Origin of the sequence: Catellatospora sp. KI3, from assembly GCF_029948125.1 — a bacterium.
GTDB lineage: Bacteria > Actinomycetota > Actinomycetes > Mycobacteriales > Micromonosporaceae > Catellatospora.
Genome location: NZ_JASAMB010000008.1, coordinates 256,667 through 282,760, shown reverse-complemented (window position 1 = coordinate 282,760; position 26,094 = coordinate 256,667). Strand labels below are relative to the sequence as shown.

Here is a 26,094-nt window from a genome sequence, read left to right as displayed (position 1 = left end):
GTCACCGCTGCCCAGCCTCCTCCAGGTACCGCTTCACCAGGCGCAGGTCCTGCTGCCCGTCGAACCAGTCCTCGTCCTCCTCGTCGAACATGTCGCCGCCCTTGTACTCCAGCAGCAGCGTCGGCGAGATGCCGTCCGCGTCGTCGGCCTTCGGGTTCGCCCCGGCGTCCAGCAGCGCCTTGACCAGCGCCGGCGTGCCGACCCAGCCGACGGCGACGTGCAGCGGCGTGCGCCCCTTGCGGTCGCGGACGTCGACGTCCAGCCCGGCGGCCAGCAGCCGCGGCAGCACCCGCTCGTGGTCGAGGCAGCGCAGGTGGTGCAGCAGCGTGAACCCGCGCCCGTCGCGTACCTGCGGATCCATGCCCCGGTCCAGCAGGGCCAGCAGGCCGTCGGTGTCGCCGTGCAGCACCCGCTGCATCAGGTCGTCGCGCTGCGCGCGCAGTCGGCGCGGCAGCCGCCCGTCCCCGCCGCGCCACGCCTGCTCGGCGGCGAAGCAGCCCGCCGTCTGCCCGCCGAGGCTGCGCATCATCTGCTCGCGCAGCACCTCCTCGGGCGTGTGGTCGAGCACCTGCAGCCGGCCCGCGTCGTTGTGCACCCGGTGCCAGGCCCCCCGGCAGCGCACCTGCACCGGCGCGAACTCGGGCAGCTCCGGCCGGTCACCCGGCTGCGGCCCCTCGGCCCCGGGCACCAGGGCCGAGCGCACCAGCGGGTGCAGGTCGGCGACGGTGATCAGCCCGTGGCGCAGCAGCTCCAGGTCGACCGGCAGCCGGTGCACCGGCTCGGCCAGGTGCGCCGCCGTGGTGTCGCGGTCGTTGGTGAGCCGGGCGCGGACGGCGGGGCCGCCGTGCGGTCCGGGCCCGTCCTGCTCGAGGTCGTCGCCGAGGTCCAGCTCGACGTGGGTGCGCCAGCCGAAGTTGACCTGGACCGCGGACACGCCGTGGCGCGCGGCCAGGGCGCGGGCCTGCGGGAGCAGCCCGATCAGGTTGAGCGCGGGCAGGCTCCCGATCGTCGTCGTGGCGCCCCAGCTGCCCTTGGCGTCGGCGGGGTCCAGTTCGATGCCGGCCTCCCGCCAGGCGCCGACGATGTCGCCCGCGGCCAGCAGCGCCGCCGCCCGCTCGGCGCGGGCCGGCGCGTCCGCACCGGTACCGAGTTCGGCGGCGGGCAGCGCGGTGCCGTCGGCGGCCAGGAACGGCATGCGGTCGGTGCCGCCCCAGGCGGCGCGCAGGCCGTGCGCCTGCCGCGCGTCCCACAGGTAGCCGGGCAGCTCATCGTGGGTGCTGGTGCGCACCTCCAGGCGCAGCCGCTGCGAGCCGTCGACGGTCTTGGGCAGCAGCACCACCAGCCGGGGCGTCAGCTGCGCCGGGACGCGGTCGAGCTGCGGCGCGAGCGTGAACTGCTCGGCGGTGGCGAGGCTGGTGCGGCCGCCCAGTGCCCGGGGCAGGTGCCAGCGCAGCAGGTCCGGGGCGAACCCGGCCAGTTCGTCGAGCAGCCGGGCGACGGCCTCGGCGCCGTAGGCGTCGGTGAGCTTCGCCTCGTCGAAGTCCACGTCGACGTTCGCCGCGGCGCAGGCGCCGCGCCAGTCCCCGGCCAGCCGCCGGGCCGTGGCCCGCGCGATCATCTGCCGCGGTACGGCGTACCGGCGCACCCGGCGCCAGGTGGCCAGCTCGTTCTGCTCGGTCTTGTCGTCGGTCACCGGTACACGCTCGCGATCGCGCTGATGTCGGGGTGCGGGGCCTCGGCCGGGCCGAGCACGGCGGTCGACAGCCGCCGCAGCCGCCGGGGCACGCCGCCGTTGAGGCCCAGGTAACGCAGGGGCATGTCGTCGTGCAGCACCGCGACCAGCGCCTTGGCGCCCCGCCCGCCGATGCCGGTGAAGCGCAGGTCCAGCCGCCGCAGCGCGCTGCCGGGCAGCACCGCGGCCAGCGCGTGGGCGCCCTCGTCGGCGACGGTGTTGGCGCTGGCGCCCAGGGCCCGCTCCGACGGCGGCCGGGCCAGGTCCAGGGCGTGCCAGGCGCCCAGGCGGGCGGCGAGCGCGGCCGTGCCGGCCGGGGTGATGCCGTTGCCGCCCAGGCCCAGCGTCATCGGCAGCCCCTCGACCGCGTCGGCCAGCGCGGCGGCGCCGGGGTCGCCGAGGGCGTTGGCGGCCAGGTACAGCTCGCGCACCCGGCCGTCGTGGACGATCGAGGCCAGCGCCGGGACCGCGTCGGGGCCGAGGCCGTTGCCGCCGAGGAACAGCCGCTCCAGCGGGGTCGCGCGGGTGGCCAGGGTGCGGGCCAGCGCCTCCAGCCCGGCGGTGCTCAGCCCGGTGTTGACCAGGTCCAGGGTGCGCAGGGACGTGTTCTCGGCCAGCGCGGCGCACAGCCGCAGCACGCCCGCGTCGCCCAGCGGGTTGCGCTTCAGCCACAGGGCGCGCACCGTCCGGTCGGTGGACAGCCGGTCGGCCAGGGCCCCGGCGCCGTCGGCGTCGATGCGGTTGCAGCCGAGGTAGACCGTCTGCACCCGGTGGCCGGGGGTGAGCGCGTCGGCGACCGCGCGGGCGCCCTCGCTGCCCAGGCCGTTCGTGCCTAGCAGCAGGTGGGTGGCGTGGCCGAACCGGACGGCGGCGCGCACCACCGGGGCCGCGTACGGCCCGAGGCCCTGCTTGCACAGGTCGAGGCGCCCGTCGGGCTGCAGCGTGCCGCGCGGGAAGTCCTCGGGCACGGCGGCGGCGCCGGGCTCGGCCAGGCGGGCCAGCAGCGCGTCGAAGTCGCCGGGCTCGGCCAGGCCGAACTCCGGGTGGCTGATGGCGGGGCAGCGCACCGGCGTGGGGCCGGTGGCCGGGGTCGGCTCGGTCACCACTGCACCGGCCGGTAGTCCTTGAGGAAGGCGCCGTGCACCGGGTCGCCGTGGCGTTCGCGCACGATCGGGTCGTACACCCGGGCGGCGCCGTCGACGACGTCCAGCGGCGGGCGGAACCCGGCCTCGCGCTGCGCCTGCTTGGCCGGGTGCGGCCGCTCGTCGGTGACCCAGCCGGTGTCCACGCTGTTCATCAGGATGCCCTCGCGCCGGTAGTCGTCGGACAGGGTGCGGGTGAGCATGTTCATGGACGCCTTGGCCATGTTGGTGTGCGGGTGGCGCTCGGTCTTGTACTCCCGGGAGAAGCTGCCCTCCATCGCCGACACCTGGACCACGTGCCGCAGCGGGTGCGGCGAGGCGCCCAGCAGCGGCCGCAGCCGCGAGGTGAGCAGGAACGGTGCGAACGCGTTCACCACGTGCACCTCCAGCCACTCCTGCGGCGTCACGTCCCGGTCGCGCAGCACCCAGCTGTTTATCTCGCGCAGGTCCAGCGGCTCACCGGTCTCGTCCACCGCCCCGGCCGGGAACAGCGTCTGCACCAGCGCGGGCAGGTGCGCGGCGGTGCTTGCGGGGTCGTGCCCGCGGGCGGGCACCGCCGAGATCGCGGCGGCGGCGCCGGACAGCGGGGACAGCTCGGCCGCCCGCACCTCGCGGTGGTAGGCCGCCGGGCGGTGCAGCGTCTGGGCGGCGTTGTTGACCAGGATGTCGAGGTGGTCCCAGCGCCGGTGCACGGCGTCGACCAGGTCGAGCACGCCGGTCAGGTCCAGGAAGTCAACCCCGTGCACGTGCAGCCGGTCGCGCCAGTCGGCGGCGTCGGGCACGGCCGCGAAGCGGCGGGCGGCATCGTACGGAAAACGGGTCGTGACCAGGACGTCGGCGCCGTCGCGCAGCAGCTTCAGCGCGAGGTGGAACCCGATCTTCACGCGCCCGCCGGTCACCACCGCCCGCCGCCCGGTCAGGTCGCACCGGGCGTCGCGGCGCTGCCGGTTCTGCTGGGCGCAGTCCGGGCACATCAGGTGGTAGTCGGCGTCGACCAGCCGGTAGTGCGTCTTGCACACGTAGCAGCGGCGCGGCTTGTGCAGCCGGGGCTGCGCCTCGGCCGGGTCGGCTCCGGCCGGTCCGGCCGCGGTCAGCGCGGGGATCTCCTCGCGGAACCGGCGCGCGGCGGCCAGCAGGTCCAGGTCCTGCTGGCGGCGCTGCGCCGTGCGGACCGCGCGGCGCTCCTTGCGCCCGTCGCGGTACGCTGCCCCGACGGCGCGCCCGACCGCGTCCGCGTCCGCGTCACCGAGCGTCCCGCCGCGCAGCGCGTCCAGCACGCGCAGGCAGGCATCCACATCGGAGGGGCTGACAGTCGGTGCGGCGGCGCGCGCGGACGGCACCCGCGTGCTGCTCGGCGGCATCGATCCCTCCCGGCGCGGCTGGCGCGGCACCGGACCGGCGCGATGGCCGCCGGTCCGGTGCCGCGGTTGCTGTGGGGGCGAGGCCGGTCGGATTCGAACCGACGTCCTCCAGCTTGCAGTCAAGGCGCGACGACCTCTGCGCTACGACCTCGCCGCGCGGGACACTACCCGACCCCGCCGACATCGCGCCGCCCCGGTCGGCGGACCGTCCAGCGTGCTCACAGGATCCTCCCGGGATTCCCTGTGACTGCCAGAAAACTCACAGGTGGCATGGGGTGCGGGCGTAGCGTGGACAGGCGGGGGAGCTTCCGCCAGACCCCGGGAGCACCGGTCAGGACGTCCGCGCCGCGGGCGTGCGGGCCGATACCGCCTCCACTGCCGCTGAGAACGGGGCGGGCCGATGATGCGCTGGATTATCCGATCGAGCCTGAAGTTCCGGCTCCTGGTCATACCGGTGGCCGCGCTGCTGATGTTCTTCGGCGCCACCAGTCTGACCCGGTCGGCCTCCGATGTGCTGCCGGAGTTCTCGCCGACGACGGTCGAGATCCAGACCGAGGCGCTGGGGCTGTCGGCCCCGGAGGTGGAGCAGTTCATCACCGTCCCGCTGGAGCAGGACCTGCTCAACGGCGTGCCCTGGCTGGAGTCGATCCGCTCGCAGTCGCTGGGCGGCCTGTCGCAGGTGGATCTGGTGTTCGAACCCGGCACCGACGTGCTGCGGGCGCGCCAGGCGGTGCAGGAGCGCCTGACCCAGGCCGTCGCGCTGCCGCACGTGTCCAAGGCCCCGAACATGATCCAGCCGGTCTCCTCCACCAGCCGGGTCATGGTCGTCGGCCTGTCCTCCCCGGACGTGTCGCTGATCGACATGTCCCTGCTGGCGCACTGGCAGGTGAAGCCGCGGCTGATGGGCGTGCCCGGAGTCGCGAACGTGTCCATCTGGGGCGAGCGGGAGCGGCAGCTCCAGGTCCAGGTCGACCCCGAGCAGCTGGCCGAGGCGGGCGTGACGCTCACCCAGGTCGTCGAGACGACCGGCAACGCGCTGTGGGTGTCCCCGCTGACCTTCGTCGAGGCGTCCACGCCTGGCACGAGCGGCTTCGTCGAGACGCCCAACCAGCGGCTGAGCATCCAGCACATCCTGCCCATCCACACCGCCGCCGACCTGGCCAAGGTGCCGCTGGAGCAGGCCCGTGCCGCCACCGGTGAGGACCAGGCCGGGCAGGGGCCGGTCCAGACCGGCGGCAAGACCATGCGGCTGGGCGACGTCGCCACGGTCACCGAGGACCACCAGCTCCCGCTGATCGGCGACGCCCTGGTGGGCGACAAGCCGGGCCTGATGCTGGTGGTGGAGAAGTTCCCGGGCGCCAACACGCTCGACGTCACCAAGGGCGTCGAGGAGGCGCTGCACGCGCTGGAGCCCGGGATGACCGGCGTACAGGTGGACACCTCCGTCTACCGCCCCGCCACCTTCATCGAGTCGGCGCTGGGCAACCTGCGCACCGCCGTACTGCTGAGCATCCTGCTCGCCGTGATTCTGATCGGGGCGCTGCTGCTGGACTGGCGCGCCGCGCTGATCGCGCTGGTCGTGATCCCGCTGTCGCTGCTGCTGGCGGTGCTGGTGCTGCACCTGCGCGGCGGCGGCGTGAACATGCTGGTGCTGGCGGGGCTGATGTTCGCCCTGACAGTGGTGGTGCACGACGTGGTCACCGAGACCGACAACACCAGACGCGGCCTGGTACGCCGCGAGGGCGAGCCGGCCACCGAGCAGTCGTTCACCGACGTGGTGCTGCGCACCCGCGTGCCGCTGCTGTACGCCACCCTGATCGTGCTCGCCGGGCTGGCCCCGCTGCTGTTCATCGGCGGCCTCACCGGCGCCTTCACCGCGCCCGTGGCGTGGTCCTGCGCGTTGGCGGTGCTGGCCTCGCTGCTGCTGTCGCTGACGCTGACGCCGGTGCTCACCTGGCTGCTGTACCGCCGGGCGGACCTGCCCGCCCAGTCGCCCGCGCTGGCCTGGCTGAGCGCCCGCTACCAGGGCCTGTCGATCCGCGCCGCGCGCCACCCGAAGCTCGCCCTGGCGAGCGCCCTGGTGCTGGCGCTGGCCGGGCCGCTGCTGGCGCCGCTGCTGGGCGGTCAGGCGCTGCTGCCGGTGCCGCAGGACCGCAACCTGCTCGTCCGCTGGACCGGCGTGCCCAGCATGTCCCAGCAGGAGATGGTGCGCGTGGCCGGCACCGTCGGGGCGCAGCTGCGCGCCACCGAGGGCGTGTCGAACGTCGGCGTGCACGTCGGCCGGGCGATCAACTCCGACCAGGCGGTCGGCATGAACTCCGGCGAATTCTGGCTGACCCTGGATCCGAAGGCGGACTACACCGCCACCACCGACCGCATCCAGGCCGTCGTCGACCAGTACCCCGGCTTCGACCACCGGGTGGTGACCTACCCGGCGCAGCAGGTCAACGAGGCGGCGACGGGCACCAAGGGCGACCTGGTGGTGCGGATCTACGGCAAGGACCTGGACACGCTGCGAGCCAAGGCGCAGGAGGTGCGCGGGGTGCTGGGCCAGGTCGACGGCGTCACCGCGCAGCCGGTCGACCTAGGGCCGGACCAGGCCACCATCGAGGTCGAGGTCGACCTGGCCAAGGCCGAGCAGTACGGCATCAAGCCCGGCGACGTCCGGCGCAGCGCCGCCGTGCTGATCTCCGGGCTGACCGCGGGCAGCCTGTTCGAGGAGCAGAAGGTCTTCGACGTGGTGGTGCTGGGCACCCCGTCGGTGCGCGACAGCGTCGCCGCCGTCGGCAACCTGCTCATCGACACCCCGTCCGGCGGGCACGTGAAGCTGTCCGACGTGGCGGACGTCCGCATGGTGTCCTCGCCGGTCGACATCCGCCACGACGCCGTGTCGCGCCGCGTGGACATCCCTGTCGACGTGACCGGCCGCCCGCTCGACCTGGTCGCCCGCGACATCCAGGGCGAGCTGAAGAACGTGTCGTTCCCGGTCGAGTACCACGCCGAGGTGCTGGGCGACTACACCACCGCGGGCGTCGCGCAGGGCCGGCTGCTGGCGCTGCTCGCCGTGTCGCTGATCGCGGCGTACCTGCTGCTGCAGGCGGCGTTCGGCAGCTGGCGGCTGGCCGCGCTGCTGATGCTGCTGCTGCCCGCGTCGCTGTTCGGCGGGGTGCTGCTGGCGCTGCTGACCGGCGTCGGCGTCTCGATCGGCTCGCTGCTGGGCCTCGGGGTGCCGCTGGCGCTGGCCGTGCGCGAGGGCGTGCTGCTGATCCGCGGCTGGCAGCAGGCCCAGGCGAGCGGGGTGCGGGCGCCGTACACCGCCGGCGACCGGTTCGGTCCCGTCGTCACCACCGCGCTGGCCGTGGCGGCGGCGCTGGTGCCGATGCTGGCGCTGGGCAACGTCGCGGGCCTGGAGATCCTGCGCCCGCTGGCGGTCACCGCGCTCGGCGGCCTGGTCACCGCGGTGCTGCTGATCCTGTACCTGCTGCCTGTGCTGTTCGGGTACTTCTACCCGGCGCGCGAGCGGCCCGCGGCGGCGGCCGGCCCGGCCGCGACGCCGTCCACCGCAGAGGGAGCGTGACGTGATGTCGGGCAAGAGGTGGCTCAAGGCGGGGCTGGCGGCCCTGGTCGCCGTCGCCGTGGGCATCGGGCTGGCCTCGATGCTGGGCAGCACCGTCCCGCCGCTGTCGGAGTCAGTCGACGCGCAGAACGACACGTCCGGGGTGGCCGAGCCGGTCGAGGGCACCGACCTGAGCCGGGTGACGCTGCAACCGGAGGCGGTGGAGCACCTGGGCATCGTCACCGCCCCGGTGGCGCTGGCCAAGTACGGCAGCAAGCAGAAGCTGACCATCCCGTACAAGGCGCTGTTCTACGACCCGACCGGCGACACCTGGGCCTACACGGTCGTCGGCGACCGGGTGTACCTGCGCCACCACGTGGCGGTGGAGACCGTCGCGGGCGACACGGTCGTGCTCAAGGAGGGCCCGAAGGCCGGGACCGAGGTGGTGGTCCAGGGCGTCGACGAGCTCTACGGCACCGAGGTCGGGGTCGAGGAAGAGTAGCGGCGGGGGAGTGACCGGTCATGATGCGCTGGATCGTCGCGACGAGCCTGAAGTTCCGGATCCTGGTGGTGGCGCTGGCCGCCGGGATGATGGGGCTGGGCTTCGTGCAGCTGCGCAAGATGCCGGTCGACGTGTTCCCCGAGTTCGCCCCGCCGCGCGTGGAGATCCAGACCGCCTGCCTGGGGCTGTCCGCCGGTGAGGTCGAGTCGCTGGTCACCGTGCCGATGGAGAACGCGCTCAACGGCGTCGAGGGCCTGGAGACGATGCGGTCCAAGTCGCTGGCCCAGCTGTCCTCGATCGAGCTGCTGTTCAAGCCGGGCACCGACCTGTTCACCGCCCGGCAGCTGGTGTCGGAGCGGATGGTGGCGGTGACGCCGACCCTGCCGACCTGGGCGGCGCCGCCGGTCATGCTCCAGCCGGTGTCGTCGATGGGCCGGGTCATGAAGATCGGGCTGACCTCGGACTCCCGGTCGATCATCGAGATGTCGATGATCTCGTACTGGACCATCCGGGCGAAGCTGCTGGAGGTGCCCGGCGTCGCGAACGTGGCGATCTGGGGGGAGCAGCTGCAGATGCTGCAGGTGCAGGTCGACCCGAAGCGGATGCAGGCGCACAGCGTCTCGCTGGACCAGGTGATGACCGAGACCGCCGACGCGCTGGAGGTGGGGCTGCTGCAGTTCTCCAACGGCGCCGTGATCGGCACCGACGGCCAGGTCACCACCCCGAACCAGACCATCGGCGTACGCCACGTGCTGCCCATCCGCACCGCGGCCGACCTGGCCAAGGTGACCGTGTCGACGGCCGGGCAGACGCCGCTGCACCTCGGCGACGTCGCCGACGTGGTCGAGGGGCACCAGCCGCTGATCGGCGACGCGGTCATCGGCGGGCAGCCCGGCGTGATGCTGATCGTGGAGAAGCTGCCCTGGGCGAACACCATCGACGTGACCAACGGCGTGGAGCAGGCGCTCAAGACCCTCGAACCGGGCCTGACCGGCATCAACGTCGACCCCGCGATCTTCCGGCCCGCCTCGTTCATCGAGACCGCCGTCGACAACCTGTCCCGGGCGCTGCTGCTGGGCTGCCTGTTCGTGGTCCTGGTGCTGGCGCTGTTCCTGTTCGAGTGGCGTACCGCGCTGATCAGCCTGGTCGCGATCCCGCTGTCCATCGTGGCCGCGGGCCTGGTGCTCTACTATCGCGGCGCCACGATCAACACCATGGTCCTAGCCGGGTTGGTGATCGCCGTCGGCGTGGTCGTCGACGACGCGATCATCGACATCGAGAACATCATGAGACGGCTGCGCCAGGCGCGGGCCGAGGGTTCGGACCGCTCCACCGCGTCGATCATCCTGGACGCGTCGCTGGAGGTCCGCAGCCCGATCGTGTACGCCACGATGATCATCGTCGCGGCGGCGGTGCCGATCTTCTTCCTGGGCGGCCTGACCGGCGCGTTCTTCCGGCCGCTGGCGCTGTCGTACACCCTCGCGGTGCTGGCCTCGCTGCTGGTGGCGCTCACCGTCACCCCGGCGCTGGCGCTGCTGCTGCTCGCGCGCGCCCCGCTGGACCGCCGCGAGTCGCCGATCGTGCGGTGGCTCAAGCCCGCCTACGGCCGGGTGCTCGACCGCGTCATCCGCAAACCGCTGGTCGCGTTCGCCGCCACCGGCGCGGTGCTGCTGTTCGGGCTGGCCGCGCTGCCGGCGCTGGGCCAGTCGCTGCTGCCCGCGTTCAAGGAGCGCAACGTCTTCATGCACTTCATCACCGCGCCCGGCTCCTCCAACGACGAGGAGATCCGGATGATCCAGAACGTCTCCAAGGAGCTGCGCCAGGTGCCGGGCGTGCAGACGTTCGGCGCGCACATCGGCATGGCGTACCTCGGCGACGAGACCGCGGGCGTGAACTTCGGCGAGCTGTGGATCAGCATCGACCCGAAGGTCGACTACGACGAGACCATCGCCAAGATCGAGGAGGTCGGCAAGAACTACCCGGGCCTGCTGCACAACGTGTACACGTACCTGCGCGAGCGGACCGACGAGGTGCTCACCGGCTCCGGCGACGCCATCGTGGTCCGCATCTACGGCGAGGACCTCGACCAGCTGCGCGCCAAGGCCGCCGAGGTCGAGCAGCTGATGGCCGACACGCCGGGCACCGCCGACCGGCACACCGACCTGGAGGTCGACGTGCCGCAGGTCGAGGTCACCGTCGACCTGGCCAAGGCCGAGAAGTTCGGGGTCAAGCCCGGTGACGTGCGGCGCGCCTCGGCCACGCTGATGGCCGGCGAGGAGGTCGGCGACATCTTCCGCGACGGCAAGGCCTACGACATCGTCGTATGGAGCACGCCCGCCAGCCGCGACTCCGTGGCCGACATCGAGAACATGCCGATCGACACGCCCGACGGCGGGCACGTGCGCCTGGGCGACGTGGCCACGGTCGAGGTCAAGACCACTCCCAACGTGATCCTGCACGACGGTACGCAGCGCTACATCGACGTCGGGTCCGACGTGCGCGGCCGCGACCTGGGCGCGGTCGTCAAGGACCTCGACACGAAACTGGGCGACGTCGAGTTCGACCGCGGCTACCATGCCGAACTGCTCGGCGAGTACGCCGAACGCCAGGCCGCCGCCCAGCGCATCCTCTGGTTCGGCCTCGGCGCCGCACTGCTGATCCTGGTCCTGCTGCGGCTGTCCTTCGACAGCTGGCGCCTGGCCGTCCTGTCCTTCCTCACCCTGCCCTCGGCCCTGGTCGGCGGCGTGCTCGCGGCGTACTTCTTCAGCGAGCGCACCATCTCCCTCGGCTCGCTGGTCGGCCTGCTGACCGTGCTCGGCATCGCCGCGCGCAACGGCATCCTGCTGATCAGCCACTACCAGCACCTGGAACGGTTCGAGGGGCACGGCTTCGGCAAGGAGCTGGTGCTGCGCGGCTCGCTGGACCGGCTGTCGCCGATCCTGATGACCACGCTGGCGACCGGACTGGCGCTGGTGCCGCTGGTGGCCCTCGGGGACGTGCCCGGGCACGAGATCGAGCACCCGATGGCCGTGGTCATCATCGGCGGGCTGCTCACCTCGACGCTGCTCAACCTGGTCATCGTCCCGGTGCTGTACCTGCGCTTCGGCCGCCCGCGCGACCACTCTCCGGCGCCGGCGGCCCCGGAGCCGAACCCGCCCGCCCCGCAACCGGCCCCGGCGGGGTGACCCCGGGCGCGGCGGCGCCATCCGGTGCCGCCGCGGTGCCGTGGGGTGGCGTGCGGTGCCGCCGCGGTGCCGTGGGGTGGCGTGCGGCGCCGTCGCCCTCGGCTGGTGATCGCGGTCTGCGGTCACAATGTGGATTCTGGCGGCGCGTTAGGACCGCAAACGGTGATCTAGCGGTACGCGGCGACGAAGATCGCTGTTCGCGGCCACTTCCCTGCGCCGTCTCCACCGGTGAGCCTAGATCCGGACCGCACGTGGCGATCTGCGGGCAGGGGCGGGCCGAGGTTCGGACCGCACATGGCGATCTCCGGGCAGGGGCGGGCCCAGATTTGGACCGCACGTAGCGATCTCGGGGTAGCCCAGCCCTGCCTCGCCCGGAGACGGACCGCAAACGGTGATCTTTGTGCGGTTCCGGGTCCGGCGGGCGCACTTTCCGCCCGCAGGAAGCGATGTTGAGCTCTCGGCCGTTCCTTGGTCGGTGTCCGCGGTCAGAATGTCGGCTCCACGAGGCGGTTTTGACCCAGGACGGCGATCTTGGTGAGTGGCGGGCCGGCTCGGGCAGGTCGCGCGCAGCGCAGGACCGGGCGGCGGTGGCGGCCGACGGCACTGGCCCGGGGTGGCAGTGCACGGGCTGTGCGGGCTGTGCGGGCTGTGCGGGCTGTGCGGGCTGTGCGGGCTGTGCGGGCAAATAAGAACGCTCGTCTTGGCAACCACGGGGGAAGTCGCCAAGCCGAGCGTTAGTGATGAGCATAGCCGCGTCAACAGGTTTTGGCTACGTCGTGTTCGGACGGTATTCACCTGCCCAAACGCGGTGATCTTCAGCTATCGCCGCAGCTCCCGGCGTTGTGAAGCAGGTTCGTCGGATTTCACGCGATCTTCGGATCCCGTGGTCATCCCCAGATCGTGGCCACCTCTTCGGCGATCGCGGCCGCCTGGGCCCGCCCGGCCCGCGCCGACACCGCCCGCCGGGCCGGATCGAGCATGTTGCGGCCGATCGCCGTCCGGGCCGCCCGGTCCGGGCTCACGAGGCTGACCTGGGCTCCGGCGGCGCGCAGCTCGACGGCGTGCCGGGCGGCGCTGGAGACCAGGCCGCCGCCCACGGTCACCGGTGCCACGATGACGACGCGCTCGTACCCGGCGGCCAGGTCGGCGTTGGTGGCCGAGCGCATGCCGCCGTCGATGTAGCTGCGGCCGTTGATCTGCGCGGGCGGCCACACGCCGGGCACCGCGCAGCTGGCCGTGACGGCGTCCAGCAGCGGCACCCCGCTGTCGCGGTCGAACACCACGAACTCGCCGGTGTGCGCGTCGCTGGCGGTGATCTTCAGCGGCCGGTCGGGCCAGTCCAGATCGGGCAGCCGGGAGGCGATGACGGCGCGCCGCTCGTCCGGGGTCATCCGGGCGTTGGCGAGGGCCAGCGCCCCGAGGCGGGCCCGGTACTGCTCCGGCTGGCGGCTCCACAGCATCGCCCAGCCGTACCCCAGCAGCATCCGGGTGCTCAGGCGGTCGGCGACCTCGTCGACCGGGTCCTCCAGCTGGGTGGCGTAGCGCTCCTCGAGCGGGACCCGGTCGGCCACGAGCGAGGCGACCACGGAGCCGGCCGAGGTGCCGATCAGCACGTCGGCCTCGCCCAGGTGCAGCCCGGCCTCGGCCAGTCCGGCGAGGATGCCCAGCTCCCAGGCGATCCCGGTGATTCCGCCGCCGCCCAGCACCAGTGCCCGGCTCTTCATCTGGGACCCCTTCTTCCGCCTCGGGCTCCGACGGTACTCCGTCGAGGACCGGGCGGCGGGCCGCCGGGAAGCTCGGGTGCCGGTTTCGGGCTCGGGGGCCCGCGCGCTGGTGGCGGTGCGGGAGGCCGCCGCCTCGTCCGGCTGCTTCAGCATGGTCGCCCTCTTCCCCGGCGAGCTCGGCGACGGGCGGCAGCCCGTACGCTTTGCGGTGCTCATGCGCTTGTACGCCTGATCGAATCCTAACGTCCGAATAGCCGCCGCCTGCCGTTAACAGCAGCGAAATACCCGGCTGCGGCTCATCTCATTCCTCCCGCGCGCACCGGTGCTGGTCGGCCAGCTGCGGCGACCGCGGTGCGCGGAACTGTCGCCGCGGTGGTTTAGCCTCCGGTGTCCTCGACAGGAAGGGGGCCGTCCACATGGGATGGTTGGCCGCTTCGGGTGGCTATGAGGTCACCCTGCGGGAGTCGACACTGGTCGCCCGCAACGCCAAGGGGCGCGAGCTTCGCTCGGTGCCCGCCACGCTGCGTGACGACCCGGTCGTGGTCGGGCTGCGGCAGCTCACCGAGTGGCTGGGCCGCCACGACGCGCAGTGCCGCACCGACATCGAGCGCTGGATGGTGCGCTCGCTGCCGGTGCCGGTGGAGGTGCTCGCCGAGGTCTGGCCGGACGAGAGCTGGCGCACGGCGCTGACCGACCTGGTGGTCGCGGTGCTCGACGAGGACGGCAGCTGGGACCCGGACGAGGTCGGCTTCCTGCGGGCAGCCGAGGCGGGACGCATCGGCGTGGTGAACCTCGACGGCGACACGGTGCGCCGCGACGCCGCCCGGGTGCTCATCCCGCACCCGGTGACGCTGGGCGACCTGGACGACCTGCGCGAGTTCGCCGCCGATCTCGGGGTGAAGCAGTCGGTGGACCAGCTGTTCCGGCAGATCCACGTCCGCCCGGCGACGCTGGAGGCGGGCGCGACCCGGGTGGAGGAGTACTCCGGGGGCCGCTACGAGCAGCTGCGCCACCTGACCTCGCGCGCCACCAAGCTGGGCTACCCGGTGCGGGGCGGCAACGCCGTCTGCCGGGTGTTCGAGGACGGCCGGGTCGTGGAGGCCCGCTCCTGGGTCGGCTCCGACGACCCGTACTACGAGACCGAGACCGGTGACCTGGTCTTCACCGACCGCGACGGCGCCGGGCTGGCCCTGGCCGACGTCGGGCCGGTGGCGTGGTCTGAAGGCATCCGGATGGCCGCCGCCCTGTACGCCGGGCGCGTGGTGAAGCAGGAGGAGGGTGAGGACGAGTGAGCGGGCAGAAGTCGCGGGCGGCGAGCCTGCTGGAGGCCGGTGCGGTGCTGCCGGCCGGCACCGCCGTGGCCAAGGACGACACCGTCGACGCGCTGAGCGCGCGCCGCTACCGGCACCCGGTGCTGGGCGACCGGGCCATCGTCCGGCTGGTCCCGGCGACCCTCGGCGGGGCCGAGGACCTGAGCATGGAGTTCCTGGGCTTCGAGAAGCCCGAGTCGGCCGCGCCGGTCGGCGTGGTGCGCCAGCAGGCGCTGGGCTTCCCGGCCTGGGCGCTGGTGCACGACCCGGCCAACGGCCACCACGCGCTCGCCCTGGTCAAGGAGATCGAGAAGCTGGCCCGCACCGCCAAGTCGCGCACCGGCGCGGCCAAGGAGGGCTTCGACGCCCTCGGCGAGCGCCTGGCCCGCTCGGTGCCGCACTTCCTGCCCACGTTCTACGAGGAGGCGGGCCGGGCGTTCCTGGCCGGGGACAGCACGTCGTACGCGGCGAGCATGTTCGGCAAGGCCCGCGACGCCGAGCGGGCGTACGGGCTGATGATCGACGAGGAGCGGCAGCACGCCGTGTTCCTGGAGTTCGCGCTGGCCGGGGCGCTGACCGTGAAGGCGCTGACCGGGCACGCCCGGGACCTGGCCGCCCGGTGCACCCCGGCCGACGCCTACGAGCGGTTCCGGCGGCTGTGCGTGGAACGGGTCCTGGGCGGGCTCCCGCCCTACGCGGCGATGCACACCGACCTGCGCCGCCTCGCCAAGGCCGCCAAGGTCGACCAGGCCGCCGGGGACGAGCAGGTGCTGCGCGACCTGTTCGGCGCCCCCGCCGTGGTCGGCGCGCCCGAGCAGTTCTGGGCCGCCTACCGCGCCCCGCTGGCCCGGATGGCCGCCGCCGACCCCGCGATCCGCGGGCGGCTGCTGTCCCTGTTCCCGAAGAACTGCGCCGACGACACCTGGCTGTCGCTGCTGACCGAGGCGGGCGCGCTGGCCTCGCTGACCGAGCCCGCCGACCGGGTCGCGGCCGGTGCCGCCTCGCCCGACGGCCCGGCCGGCTGGCTGCAGCGCTTCGACCTGCACCGGCACAACCGCTCCTGGCGCAACCACAGGCGCAGCCCGCAGCTGCTGGCGCTGCTGGAGCAGATGACGCCCCGGCTCAAGGGGGACGGCGTGCCGGTGGCGCTGTGCCGCCGCTACGGCCAGGTCGACCTGGACCTCGTCGACGCCTGCCTGGCCCTGGGCGTGCCGCTGGCCGAGCCGCACGCCGACGCCCGCTACGACGTGGGGCAGTGGCTCGACGACACCACCGACGGCCGCCGCGACCTGGTCGCCCTGGCCGGTGACGGGCGCTTCCTGGGCAACCTGGTCAGCGGGGTCGAGGACTACCTGCAGCGCCGGGGCACGCCCGAGCGGATCGCCAACGTGCTGTCGGTCGCGGGCCTGCGCACCGCCGTCCGGATCTGGCTGGAGAACCTGGCCCGCGAGGTCGGCGGCCACGGCCTGCCCACTCTCGGCAACCACCTGACCCGGCTGGAGCGGCTGGACACCCCCGACGGCCTGGCCGTGCACGCCGACGCGGCCCGTACCGTGATCGAGCACGACGTCACCGCCGTGCTCGGCCGCAGCCTGCGCGCGGGCTTGCTCGACGAGCTGGGCTGGCCCGCGTTCGAGGAGGCGGTGCGCCGCTTCGAGGGCACCAAGGTCGACGAGCTGACCGTCATCGAGCAGTGGCCGCACCTGATCCTGCGCGTCGGCGACCTGGTCCAGGTCGTCGGCCCGGAGAAGGTGGAGTACGAGCACCTGCTGCGCATCCCCACCGCCGAGCGCCGCTACCAGTGGCGCCAGGTGCTGCGCTGGGTCGACGGGCAGCTGCTCGTCTGCTGGGACGCCGGGGTCGAGCGGCGCGGCTACTGGAGCGGCACCCCCGACGACGTGTTCACCGTCCCCGACGAGGCGTTCGACCTGAACCGGGGCGTGTCGCTGGCCCTGCCCGGCGGCGGCCGCACCATGGGCGCCCGCCCGCTGCACGTCGGCGACCGCGCCGAGCGCCGGGGCGGCCCGGTCCTCAGCGACGGGTCGGCGTACTGGGTGTGGCGCTCCCGGCAGGAGGGCTACGAACTGCGCGAGTTCGACCCGGCCACCGGTGAGCTGGGCCGGGCCAGCCTGCCCGCGTTCCTGGAGGACGGCGCCGTCGACGGCGAGTCCCTGGACCTGTACGCGTGCCGCCTGCACCCGGGGCCGGACGACAGCCCGCTGGGCGGGCGCGGCGGCCTGGTCGGCTGGCGGGTCCGGCAGCGCCCGGACGGCGGCTACGTCGGCGAGTCGATCGACGGGACCTCGTACACGCTGCGCAAGGGCGCGGGCGAGGGCCGCCTGATCGGGGCGCTGCGCCTGCCGGGCGGGCAGGTGTGCGGCCTGACCGAGGTCGACAACTACCGCCACAGCACGCTGCGCCTGTACGCCGCCGACGGCGCGGCGCTGGGCGAGTACAACCGGAACTGGGGCCGGTCGCACTACGCCTGGGGCACCACGCTGGTGCCGCCCGCCGGGTTCTGGCACTACCTGCGCCCGCGTGACGAGGCCGGGTCGGCCGCGCTGCGCACCCTGACCGACGAGCGGGCCGCCGCGCTGGTGGCCGCCGCGCGGACCACCGACGAGCACGGCGCCGTCACCACCGTCGCGACGGACAAGCTGACCGACCTGATCGCGCCGCTGCTGCCCGAGATCACCGACCCGGCACTGCGGGCGGGCGTGGCCGGGGTCGTCATGCGCGCGGCCGCGCTGGCCGTCCGGCAGCACCGGCTGGGCGAGACCCTGGCCGGGCGGGTCAAGAAGACCGCCCCCGTCATCCAGGTGCAGGCCGGGGTGGGCGACAACGAGCTGGCCGAGGTGCTGTCCGGGCTGATCCGCTACTGCTACCGGCGCGGCGACAGCGCCGTACGGCTGCTGGAGCTCGCCGGGGCCGCGCTGACCGCACCCGAGGTGCCCGCCGAGCCGGTCACCTTCCCCGGCGACATCGACTGGATCGACAGCTTCGGCCTGCTGCGGCCGGCGATGGCCCGCGCCGCCAGCCCGTTCGTCCCGGACGGGCAGCGCGAGGCCCTGGCCGACCTGCTCGCGGCCGCCGGACGCAGCGGGCTGACCGCGCCGGGCAGTGCGCTGCGCCGCATCGACGTCACCTCCGACACCCCGCTCACCGCCAAGGTCGGCCAGGTGCTGACCCTGGGCGGGCGGCGGCAGCTGGTGCTGTCGGTCGACACCGACGACCGCGAGCTGACCCTGCTCGACCACGCCCCGGACGGCGTCTTCGGGGCGCTGCCGGGCCACACCCTCGACGAGGAGCTGCGCTTCGACGTCACCGGGGCCGACCCGGCGTCGGTCGAGGCGTTCCTGGCCGCGCTGGACCAGCACGGCCCGGCGCCGTGGCGGCCCGAGGCGCCCGCCGAACTGTCGCGGGCGGCGGGCATGTCGCACGCCGAGGCGACGCTGCTGCTGGCCGCGCTGCCGCGGCGGCAGTGGGACCGGGCCGAGAACGAGGAGCTGCGCCGCCAGCTGGGCGACTTCGACGCGGCCACGCTGGCCGTGGCCGCCGGCCGCTGGGGTGCCCGCGACGAGACGGTGCGGATGCTTTCGCTGCTGCTGCCCGACGACCCGGCCGCGCTGTGGACCACCGGCCCGGCCGTCGACCGGGTGATCGCCGAGTGGGTCCAGCGGCACGGCGTACGGCAGCCGGTGCGCGACGAGCTGATCGTGGCGCTCAGCAACTCCCGGGCCTCGGGCAGCGTCCCGGCCACGGAGCTGCTGCACGGCGTCGCCAACCCCGACACCTGCCGCTGGCTGCACGAGAAGGTCGCCGGGATCGACAGCGACGACCTGGTCGTGGCGCTGGCCAAGGCGGTGCCCTGGCTGGTGTACCACCTGCCCGCCGCCGACCCGATCCGCGCCGACCTGCCTCGGGTGCTGGAGCTGCTGCGGGCCCGGCTGCGCGACCCGAAGCTGGTGATCCACGCCGGACACGTCCCGGCCAAGGAGATCGACGGCCTGGCCCGCGCCCTCGGCGCCACCGCGAACGAGGGCCCCGACGGGATCGAGGCCGGGGCGCTGGTGTTCCCGCCCGGCGGCGACTGGCGGCACGCGCACCTGCGGACCGGTGCGCTGGACGGTGCCGACGACCCGGCGCTGGCCGTCCTGCTCGCGCAGGTCGGCGGCGTCAGCGCGCTCGTCACCGGTCTGCGCGCGGTGCTCGGCGACCAGCTCGAGAAGCTGGTCGGCTACCCGGTGCCCGAGGGTGAGGGCTTCGCCCAGGACCCGTCCCGGTCCGCCCCGGCGCTGGTCGCGCAGGTGTCCCAGGCCACCGGCCTGAGCGCCGACGCCGCCACGCTGTACCTGCAGCTGCTGGCCCTGCCCGACCCCACCGACCGCAACGTCGCGGCGTGGACCGGCTGGAAGCCCGCCCGGCTCAAGGCCGCCCGCGCCGAGCTGGCCGCCACCGAACTCGTGGTCGAGGCCAAGCGGCCCCGGGCCGGTCGGTCGCTGTTCCTGCCCGGCGGGTGGCTGGCGCTCAAGGCCCCGCACCTGCCGCTGGAGACGTGGAAGTTCGGCCTGCTGATCGGCGGGGCGCAGGGCCCCGGCGTGCTCGGCCTGGTGCTGCCCGCGGCACCCGCGCCGCACCTGTTCGACCTCGCCTGGACCCGGGTGCGCCAGGGCGACGCACCGCGATTCGATGAACTCGTCACCGAGAGGCGCCGATGACCACCGCAGCAACCCCCGACACCGCGAGGCAGGTCGACCCCGCCGAGCACCGGTACGCCGAGGAACTGGCGTTCCTGGCCGCGTACGACGGCGGGCCGCGCCCGCCCGGCTGGCGGCTCACCCCGCGGGCCGTGGTCACCTTCATCACCGGCAGCGACGGCCGGGAGCTGGAGCTGGCCAAGGAGGACCGCCGCGACGGCCTGCCGCACAAGCTGGCCGTCCCGGCGAAGTTCGTCGGCGAGCGCGCCCTGGTCGAGCGGTGCGTGGTCACCCTGGCCGGGGAGCGCGGCCTGCTGCTGGTCGGCGAGCCCGGCACGGCCAAGTCGATGCTGTCCGAACTGCTGGCCGCGGCGGTCTGCGGTAGCAGCGAGCTGACCGTGCAGGGCACTGCGGGCACCACCGAGGACCAGCTGCGGTACGGCTGGAACTACGCCCTGCTGCTGGCGCACGGCCCCAGCAAGGAGGCGCTGGTGCCCTCGCCGATCCTGACCGCGATGCGGACCGGGGCGGTGGCCCGGGTCGAGGAGATCACCCGCTGCCTGCCCGAGGTGCAGGACGCGCTGGTGTCACTGCTGTCCGACCGGCGCATCGCCGTACCGGAGCTGGCGGGCACCGACGGGGCGACGGTGCCGGCCGCGCCCGGCTTCACCCTGATCGCCAGCGCCAACCTGCGCGACCGGGGCGTGTCGGAGATGTCGGCGGCGCTCAAGCGCCGCTTCAACTTCGAGACCGTCGGCCCGATCGCCGACCTGGCCCAGGAGACCGCCCTGGTCGCCCGGCAGGCCCGCGCCGCGCTGACGCGGGTCAAGGCACCGTTCGAGGTCGACGAGGCGGTGCTGGAGGCCCTGGTCACCGCGTTCCGGGACCTGCGCGAGGGCCGCTCGACGGAGGGCTGGGACGTGCCCAAGCCCTCGACCGTGATGAGCACCGCCGAGGCGGTGGCCGTGGCGACCTCGCTGGGGCTGGCCGCGGCCTACTTCCCGGGCGACCGGGACGTGCTGTCGCTGCTGCCCGGGCACCTGCTCGGCGTGGTCCGCAAGGACGACCCCGCCGACGGCGCCAAGCTGCTCGGCTACTGGGACGGTGCGGTGCGCCGCCGCGCCGAGGACGGTGCCCGGCTGTGGCGGCGCCTGTGGGAACTGCGCGATGAGCTCGACAACTGAGCCGGTGGTGCCGGGCGCGAACGCGCCCGGCACCACCCCCGACGACCCGGCCGTGGCAGTCGCCGAGCTGGCCGGATGCCGCGAGCCGTACCTGATCGGGGTACGGCACCACTCGCCCGCCCTGTCGGTGGTCCTGCCGGAGCTGCTCGACCGGGCCGCGCCGCAGGCGCTGCTGCTGGAGCTGCCCGCCGAACTCGGCCGGTGGCTGCCGTGGCTGGCCGAGCAGGCCACCACCGCGCCGGTGGCGCTGGCGGGCATCGTCGGCGACCACGGCCCGGCGTTCTACCCGTTCGCCGACTTCTCACCCGAGCTGGTCGCGATCCGCTGGGCCGCCCGCAACGGCGTCCCGGTCATCCCGTGCGACCTGCCCCTGGCCGACCGCAGCTGGCACGAGCCGACGCCCGCCGGGCACAGCGGCCCGTCCGAGGGCGGGCTCCCGGACGGCGGCGGGATCTCCTCCGGCGACGGGCCGGTCCCGGTGACGGGTGCCGTGCCCGCCGACGCGCTGTCGGCGGGCGGGCTGTCAGCGGACGGCGCGCACGGGAGCACCGGCGATCCGGTGCGGACGGTCGCGGCGGCGCCCCGGCGGGCGCTGGCCGACGTGCTCAAGCAGACCGCCACCGGGCGGGCCGACGAGGACATGTGGGACCGGGTGGTCGAGGCGCGCGCGCCGGGCGCCGACGCCGAGTCGGTACGCCGGGCCGCGCTGCTCGTCGGCTGGGCCATGCGCCGCGACGCCGCCCACGGCACCGGCGTGTCCCAGCTCGACCTGCGCCGAGAGGCGCACATGCGCTCCTGCCTGGCCGCCCACGCCGGCCAGCGGGTCGTGATGCTGGTCGGCGCGTTCCACGCCCCGGCGCTGATGACGACCCATGACGCCGTCGCGGGCGGCGGGCAGGGAAGGGAGCAGCGCGGTGAGGTGGTGACGTCGCTGGTGCCGTACACCTTCGGGCTGCTCGACGCCCGCTCCGGCTACCCGGCGGGCATCCGCGACCCGCAGTGGCAGCAGGACGTGCTGGCCGCCGCCGGCAACCCGGCCAGGGTCGAGGCCGCCGCCGTCGCGGCCCTGGTCGCGATCAGCGCCCGGGTCCGCGCCGCCGGGCACCCGGCCGGTCCCGCCGAGTCCCGCGAGGCCGCCCGCCTCGCCCTCGACCTGGCCCGGCTGCGCGGCCTGCCCGCCCCCGGCCGGGGCGAGCTGGTCGAGGCGCTGACCAGCGTGCTCGCCCACGGCGAGGTGCTCGGGCGGGGCCGGGTCGTGGCCGCCGCGATGGAGCAGGTGCTGGTCGGCGAGCGGCGCGGCCGCCTGGCCCCCGGCACACCCCGGTCGGGCCTCGGCCCGGCCGTACACGAGCTGCTCGCCGCGCTGCGGCTGCCCGGTCCCGGCGACGCCGCCAAGGACCTGCGGCTGGACCCGCTGCGCTCCGACCTGGACGCCCGCCGCGAGATCACGCTGCAGCGCCTGGCCGCCTGCGGCATCGCCTACGCGGAGACGGCGGGCGGCGAGGGCGCGGGCGGCACCGACACCGTCACCACCCGCTGGCGGATCCAGTGGACCGCCGCCAGCGACGCGACCGTCGAGGTCGCCGGGCTGCGCGGAGTCACCCTCGCCCAGGCCGCCGAAGGTGCCCTGGCCGACCGCCGCCGCCGCGAACGCGACGCGGGCGGCCCGACCGCCGCCCAGGTCATCGCCGGACTGCACGACGCCGCCGTCTGCGGCCTCACTGAACTCGCCACCGCGCGGCTGGTCGAACTGGCCGCCGTCGTGCCCGGCGAGGGCTCGCTGACCGAGGCGCTGGACGCGCTGGCGCTGCTCGACCGGCTGCGGCTCGGCCACGTACCCGGGCTGCCGCAGCCCGACCCGGTGCCCCTCGCCGCCGCCGCCGAGGCGATCGAGGCCGCCGCCGTGGCGCAGGTCGACGGCCTGGCCGGGTCCACCGATCCGGCCGACGCGCGCGCCCTGGCCGCCCTGGCCCAGCGCGCCGACCGGGCCGGGTCGCTGCTGCGCCTGTCCGACGCGCTGGCCCGGCTCGCCGCCGACGGCACCCCGCTGCTGGCCGCCGCGGCCGGTGCGGTGCAGGTGCTGCTCGGCCACCGGCCCGCCGCCGAGTACGGCGTACGCGTCGCGTCCTGGGTCGACGCCGCGAGCACCGACGAGACCCGCCGCGACCTGACCGGGCAGCTCACCGGTCTGCTCGTGGTGGCCGAACCGCTGCTGCAGGCCGCCGAACCGGTGCTCGACGGACTGCTCGACCGCATCGAGCGGCTGTCCGACGACGCGTTCCTCAGCCGCCTGCCCGCGCTGCGGGGCGGCTTCCACGCCGCCAGCCCCGCCGCCCGCGACCGGCTGCTCGCCGTCGTCGACGAACGCCTCGGCGACCAGGTACGCGTCGACGAGGTGTCCGACCCGGACGCGCTGCTGCTCCGCCTGCTCGCCGACCGGGCCGGCCGCGAGGCGCTCACCGCGCTCGGCCTGCTCCCCGCCGAAACCCCAGACACCCTGGCCCCATCGGGCCCGCTCACCCCAGCGGACCCTGCCGAGCCCGCCGCCTCGCCCGAGCGTGGCGGCAGTTTCGGGGAAAGTGCAGGAAAGGGGGCCGCGATTCCAGCAGCTTCCCCGAAACTGCACGCTGATCCGGTGGGCGCGGGTGTGGGGCCAGCTGCCGAGGCCGGCGGGACCGGTGGGGCCGGGGTGGATGTGGCGCCGGAGGTGCGGCGTCTGGTCCCGGCCGATCGGTGGCGGCTGATTCTCGGGCGGGACGGTGGCTCGTGCTCGCCTGCCGCCCGCCGGTACGCGACCGCCCTGGACGAGCTCTACGGCGCCGGGCGGGGCGAGGGCGCCCGCGCCGACGCCGCCGGCCGGGCCGGGCGCGAAGCCCCCTTCCCCGGCGTACGCGAATGGTCGGAGGAGCTCGCCGCCCTGTTCGGGCCGGGTGTACGCGAGGAGGTGCTGGCGCGGGCGGTCGAGTCCGGACGGCTGGAGGCGGCCCTGGCACTGGACCCGGACGCCGTGCGCCCCTCGATCGGGCTGCTGCGCGACGTGCTGTCGCTGGCCGGCGGCCTGCCCGAGGGCCTGCTGGCCAAGCTGCGGCCGCTGGTGGCCAAGCTGGTCGAGGAGCTGACCCGGCAACTGGCCACCACGCTGCGGCCCGCCCTCAACGGGCTGACCACGCCCCGGCCGACCCGCCGTCCGGGCGGACGGCTGGACCTGCCGCGTACGCTGCGCGCCAACCTCGCGTCCAGCCGCCGCGACGAGGCGGGCCACGTGGTCGTGGTGCCGGAGCGGCCGGTGTTCCGCAGCCGGGCCCGGCGCGGCGTCGACTGGCGGCTGGTGCTGGTCGTCGACGTGTCCGGCTCGATGGAGGAGTCGGTGATCTGGTCGGCGCTGACCGCGTCGGTGCTGGCCGGGGTGCCCGCGCTCAGCACCCACTTCGTCGCGTTCTCCACCGAGGTGGTGGACCTGACCGAGCGGGTCGGCGACCCGCTGAGCCTGCTGCTGGAGGTACGCGTCGGCGGCGGTACGCACATCGCCGCCGGGCTGCGCCACGCCCGGTCGCTGGTGACCGTGCCGTCGCGCACCCTGGTGGTGCTGATCAGCGACTTCGAGGAGGGGTTCGGCATGTCCGGGGTGCTGGCGGAGGTCCGTGCGCTGGTGGAGTCGGGTGCGACCGTGCTCGGCTGCGCCAGCCTCGACGACGCGGGGCGGCCGCGCTACTCGGTGTCGGCGGCCGGGCAGCTCGTCGCGGCCGGGATGCCGGTGGCGGCGCTGAGCCCGCTGGAGCTGGCCCGTTGGGTGGGGGAGCAGGTGAGCAGATGACCGCGACCCTGCCTGCGGTCGACGCGGCGGTGCTGGCCGCCGCGCTGGACGCCCTGCCTGCCCGCCTGCGCAAACGCGTGGACGACGCGGTGGCCAAGGCCGCCGGGTGGCCGGTCGCCCCGACCGCCGACGGCTGCACCGTCACCCCCGACGAGGACACCGTCGTCACCCTCACCGCACCCGACGGCGTGATCCGCACTCCCGAGCAGGCCGTATGCAGCTGCCTGCTCGCACCCCAGTGCCTGCACCGCACCGCCGTCCTGGCCCTGGCCCCCATCCACGACGGCACCCCCACCGCCGACCCGACCGCCGCCGGGTCCGCCCCGCCGACCGCGGCCGCCGCGGCCGAGTCTGGCGACAGTTTCGGGGAAAGTGCAGGAACAGGGACCAAGATTCCCGCAGTTTCCCCGAAACTGCAGCCCGGCCCCGGGGACGGCCCCGGGCCCGGCTTCGGGGACGGGGGTGGCGCGGCCGGGCTGACCGCGCGGCAGCGGGCGGCGGCGGACGGGCTGTGGCGGGCGGCGGTGGCCGTGCTCGACGCCGGGCTGGCCGGCAGCGGCGTGGTGCTGCGGTCCGGGCTGCTGCGGGCCGTGCACGAGTGCCGTGCCCAGGGGCTGCACCGCGCCGCCGCGGCGGGGCTGCGTACCGCGAACGGCATGCAGGCCGCCGCCCAGGCGCAGCCGCAGTTCCGGCTCGCGGAGCTGACCGACGACCTGCGCGAGCTGCTCACCGTCACCGCCCGCCTGCGCGAGGAGGACCTGCCCGCCGACCAGTCCGCCCCGCTGCTGGGCACGGCTCGCCGCGGCTACGACCCCCAGCAGGGCCTGCGCCTGTACGGCCTGTGCACCGTCCCCGTCGTCGCCGACACCGGCTACGCGGGCACGGTGACGTACCTGGCCGACCGCGACGGACGGCTGTGGCTGACCGCCGACCTGTTCCCGGGCGGCGCCACCCGGGCGGCCGCGGCCGCCGACGCCACCGTGGCGCTGGGCGAGGCGGGGGTGTCGCACCGCGAGCTGACCCGCGCGGGCCTGATCGTGTCCGGCGGCACCGCCACCGAGACGGGGCAGCTCGGTGCGGGCCGCTCGGTGAAGGCGGTGCGCGCGGGCGGGGCGCTGTGGACGGCGGAGCCGCTGCGCGGGCTGTGGGCGCAGCCGCTGGCCGAGCAGCTGCGCCGCGCGTTCGCCGCGCTGACCGTGCCGGTGGTGCAGCGCCAGGTCGGCGCGGACCTGCTGTTCGTCACGGTACGGCTGCTGGGCCGCGACGGCGGCAACGTCCTGGCGGCCACCGCCGACGGCACGGTGCTGCGGCTGACGGCCGCCGACGACGAGGCGGTGCTGCCGTTCCGGGAGAACCTGACCGTGCTCGGCGGCGCGCCGGGCGTGGAGCTGCTGCTGGTGGGCCGCCCCGACCCGGCACACCAGGGCCACGTCGCGGCGCTGGCGATCGCCGATCCCGGCGGCGAGGGCAGCGGCCTGCGGCTGCCCCCGGCCTGGGGCGGGCACGCCGACCTCGGCTACGACCGGCTGCACCGCAGCCACTTCACCGGTGCGGCACCGGACGCGCTGCCGCCGGTCGGCCGCGCGGCGGCGACCGGCGACCCGGCGCTGCGGCTGCTGCGCCGCCACCTGGAGCGGGTGGTGACCGGCGGCCGGGCCGTGCAGGCGCTGGCCGAGTCGCAGGAGCGGGCGCTGCGCCGGGCCCGCCTGGACCTGGGCGCGCACCTGCTGGGCGAGCTGACCGGGGTGGCCCGGCAGCGGCCGCGCGACTCGTTCGGCCGGATCACGGGCGACGACGGGCACGGGTTCGCCCGTGCCTGGCTGGCGGCCGCGGTCTACGAGCAGGCGGCCTCGGCCGCCCTCACCGAGGCGTCCTGGCTGCGCTGAC

The 26,094-nt window shown here is 74.9% G+C and carries 13 protein-coding genes and 1 tRNA gene; 9 read left to right on the top strand and 5 right to left on the bottom strand.

All coding sequences use genetic code 11. The features are described 5' to 3' along the window. Window position 1: 1 nt before the first annotated feature. The 4 genes from QEZ54_RS16050 to QEZ54_RS16035 all read right to left on the bottom strand — a co-directional run bounded on the left by QEZ54_RS16050 (window position 2) and on the right by QEZ54_RS16035 (window position 4,386). Entirely contained in the window at window positions 2-1,693 is a 1,692-nt protein-coding gene (locus QEZ54_RS16050) for an ankyrin repeat domain-containing protein (RefSeq protein ID WP_281305394.1), read from the bottom strand. After that, the gene (locus QEZ54_RS16045; RefSeq protein ID WP_281305393.1) at window positions 1,690-2,835 is read right to left on the bottom strand and encodes a gala protein; all 1,146 of its coding nucleotides are present in this window, start codon (window positions 2,833-2,835) and stop codon (window positions 1,690-1,692) included. Before QEZ54_RS16045 ends, QEZ54_RS16050 begins: the two co-directional genes overlap by 4 nt. Beyond that, window positions 2,832-4,235, bottom strand: a complete 1,404-nt coding sequence (locus QEZ54_RS16040; RefSeq protein ID WP_281305392.1) for an SDR family NAD(P)-dependent oxidoreductase — start codon at window positions 4,233-4,235, stop codon at window positions 2,832-2,834. Before QEZ54_RS16040 ends, QEZ54_RS16045 begins: the two co-directional genes overlap by 4 nt. A gap of 78 nt (window positions 4,236-4,313) precedes the next feature. Beyond that, window positions 4,314-4,386: transfer RNA gene (locus tag QEZ54_RS16035), tRNA-Cys, on the bottom strand. A gap of 249 nt (window positions 4,387-4,635) precedes the next feature. On the opposite strand from QEZ54_RS16035, the gene QEZ54_RS16030 reads away from it, so the two are divergent. From QEZ54_RS16030 to QEZ54_RS16020, 3 genes are read left to right on the top strand one after another with little or no spacing between them, the layout of a single operon-like run. Further along, window positions 4,636-7,812 carry an efflux RND transporter permease subunit gene (locus tag QEZ54_RS16030; RefSeq protein ID WP_281305391.1) on the top strand — a complete coding sequence of 1,059 codons (3,177 nt, stop codon included), beginning with the start codon at window positions 4,636-4,638 and terminating at the stop codon, window positions 7,810-7,812. A gap of 4 nt (window positions 7,813-7,816) precedes the next feature. After that, window positions 7,817-8,293, top strand: coding sequence for a hypothetical protein (locus tag QEZ54_RS16025; RefSeq protein ID WP_281305390.1), 477 nt, complete (start codon window positions 7,817-7,819; stop codon window positions 8,291-8,293). A gap of 20 nt (window positions 8,294-8,313) precedes the next feature. Beyond that, complete coding sequence (locus tag QEZ54_RS16020) at window positions 8,314-11,478, top strand: efflux RND transporter permease subunit (RefSeq protein ID WP_281305389.1); 3,165 nt, start codon at window positions 8,314-8,316, stop codon at window positions 11,476-11,478. An 887-nt stretch (window positions 11,479-12,365) separates the two neighbouring features. On the opposite strand, the gene QEZ54_RS16015 is transcribed toward QEZ54_RS16020, so the two are convergent. Next, the gene (locus QEZ54_RS16015; RefSeq protein ID WP_281305388.1) at window positions 12,366-13,202 is read right to left on the bottom strand and encodes a patatin-like phospholipase family protein; all 837 of its coding nucleotides are present in this window, start codon (window positions 13,200-13,202) and stop codon (window positions 12,366-12,368) included. Between the two features lie 76 nt (window positions 13,203-13,278). Here QEZ54_RS16015 and QEZ54_RS16010 point away from each other — a divergent pair, with 76 nt between their 5' ends. The 6 genes from QEZ54_RS16010 to QEZ54_RS15985 all read left to right on the top strand — a co-directional run bounded on the left by QEZ54_RS16010 (window position 13,279) and on the right by QEZ54_RS15985 (window position 26,093). After that, window positions 13,279-13,434: a hypothetical protein gene (locus QEZ54_RS16010; RefSeq protein ID WP_281305387.1), complete on the top strand. Its 156-nt coding sequence runs from the start codon at window positions 13,279-13,281 to the stop codon at window positions 13,432-13,434. 184 nt (window positions 13,435-13,618) lie between these two features. Further along, window positions 13,619-14,494: a DUF4132 domain-containing protein gene (locus QEZ54_RS16005; protein WP_281305386.1), complete on the top strand. Its 876-nt coding sequence runs from the start codon at window positions 13,619-13,621 to the stop codon at window positions 14,492-14,494. After that, a complete protein-coding gene (locus QEZ54_RS16000; protein ID WP_281305385.1) occupies window positions 14,491-19,230 on the top strand; it encodes a hypothetical protein in 4,740 nt (1,579 codons plus the stop codon). The genes QEZ54_RS16005 and QEZ54_RS16000 overlap by 4 nt, the downstream gene beginning before the upstream one ends. Next, the gene (locus QEZ54_RS15995) at window positions 19,227-20,393 is read left to right on the top strand and encodes an AAA family ATPase (RefSeq protein ID WP_281305384.1); all 1,167 of its coding nucleotides are present in this window, start codon (window positions 19,227-19,229) and stop codon (window positions 20,391-20,393) included. The genes QEZ54_RS16000 and QEZ54_RS15995 overlap by 4 nt, the downstream gene beginning before the upstream one ends. Continuing rightward, the gene (locus tag QEZ54_RS15990; RefSeq protein WP_281305383.1) at window positions 20,377-24,207 is read left to right on the top strand and encodes a DUF5682 family protein; all 3,831 of its coding nucleotides are present in this window, start codon (window positions 20,377-20,379) and stop codon (window positions 24,205-24,207) included. The genes QEZ54_RS15995 and QEZ54_RS15990 overlap by 17 nt, the downstream gene beginning before the upstream one ends. Then, window positions 24,204-26,093 carry a hypothetical protein gene (locus tag QEZ54_RS15985; protein WP_281305382.1) on the top strand — a complete coding sequence of 630 codons (1,890 nt, stop codon included), beginning with the start codon at window positions 24,204-24,206 and terminating at the stop codon, window positions 26,091-26,093. The genes QEZ54_RS15990 and QEZ54_RS15985 overlap by 4 nt, the downstream gene beginning before the upstream one ends. Window position 26,094 lies beyond the last annotated feature (1 nt).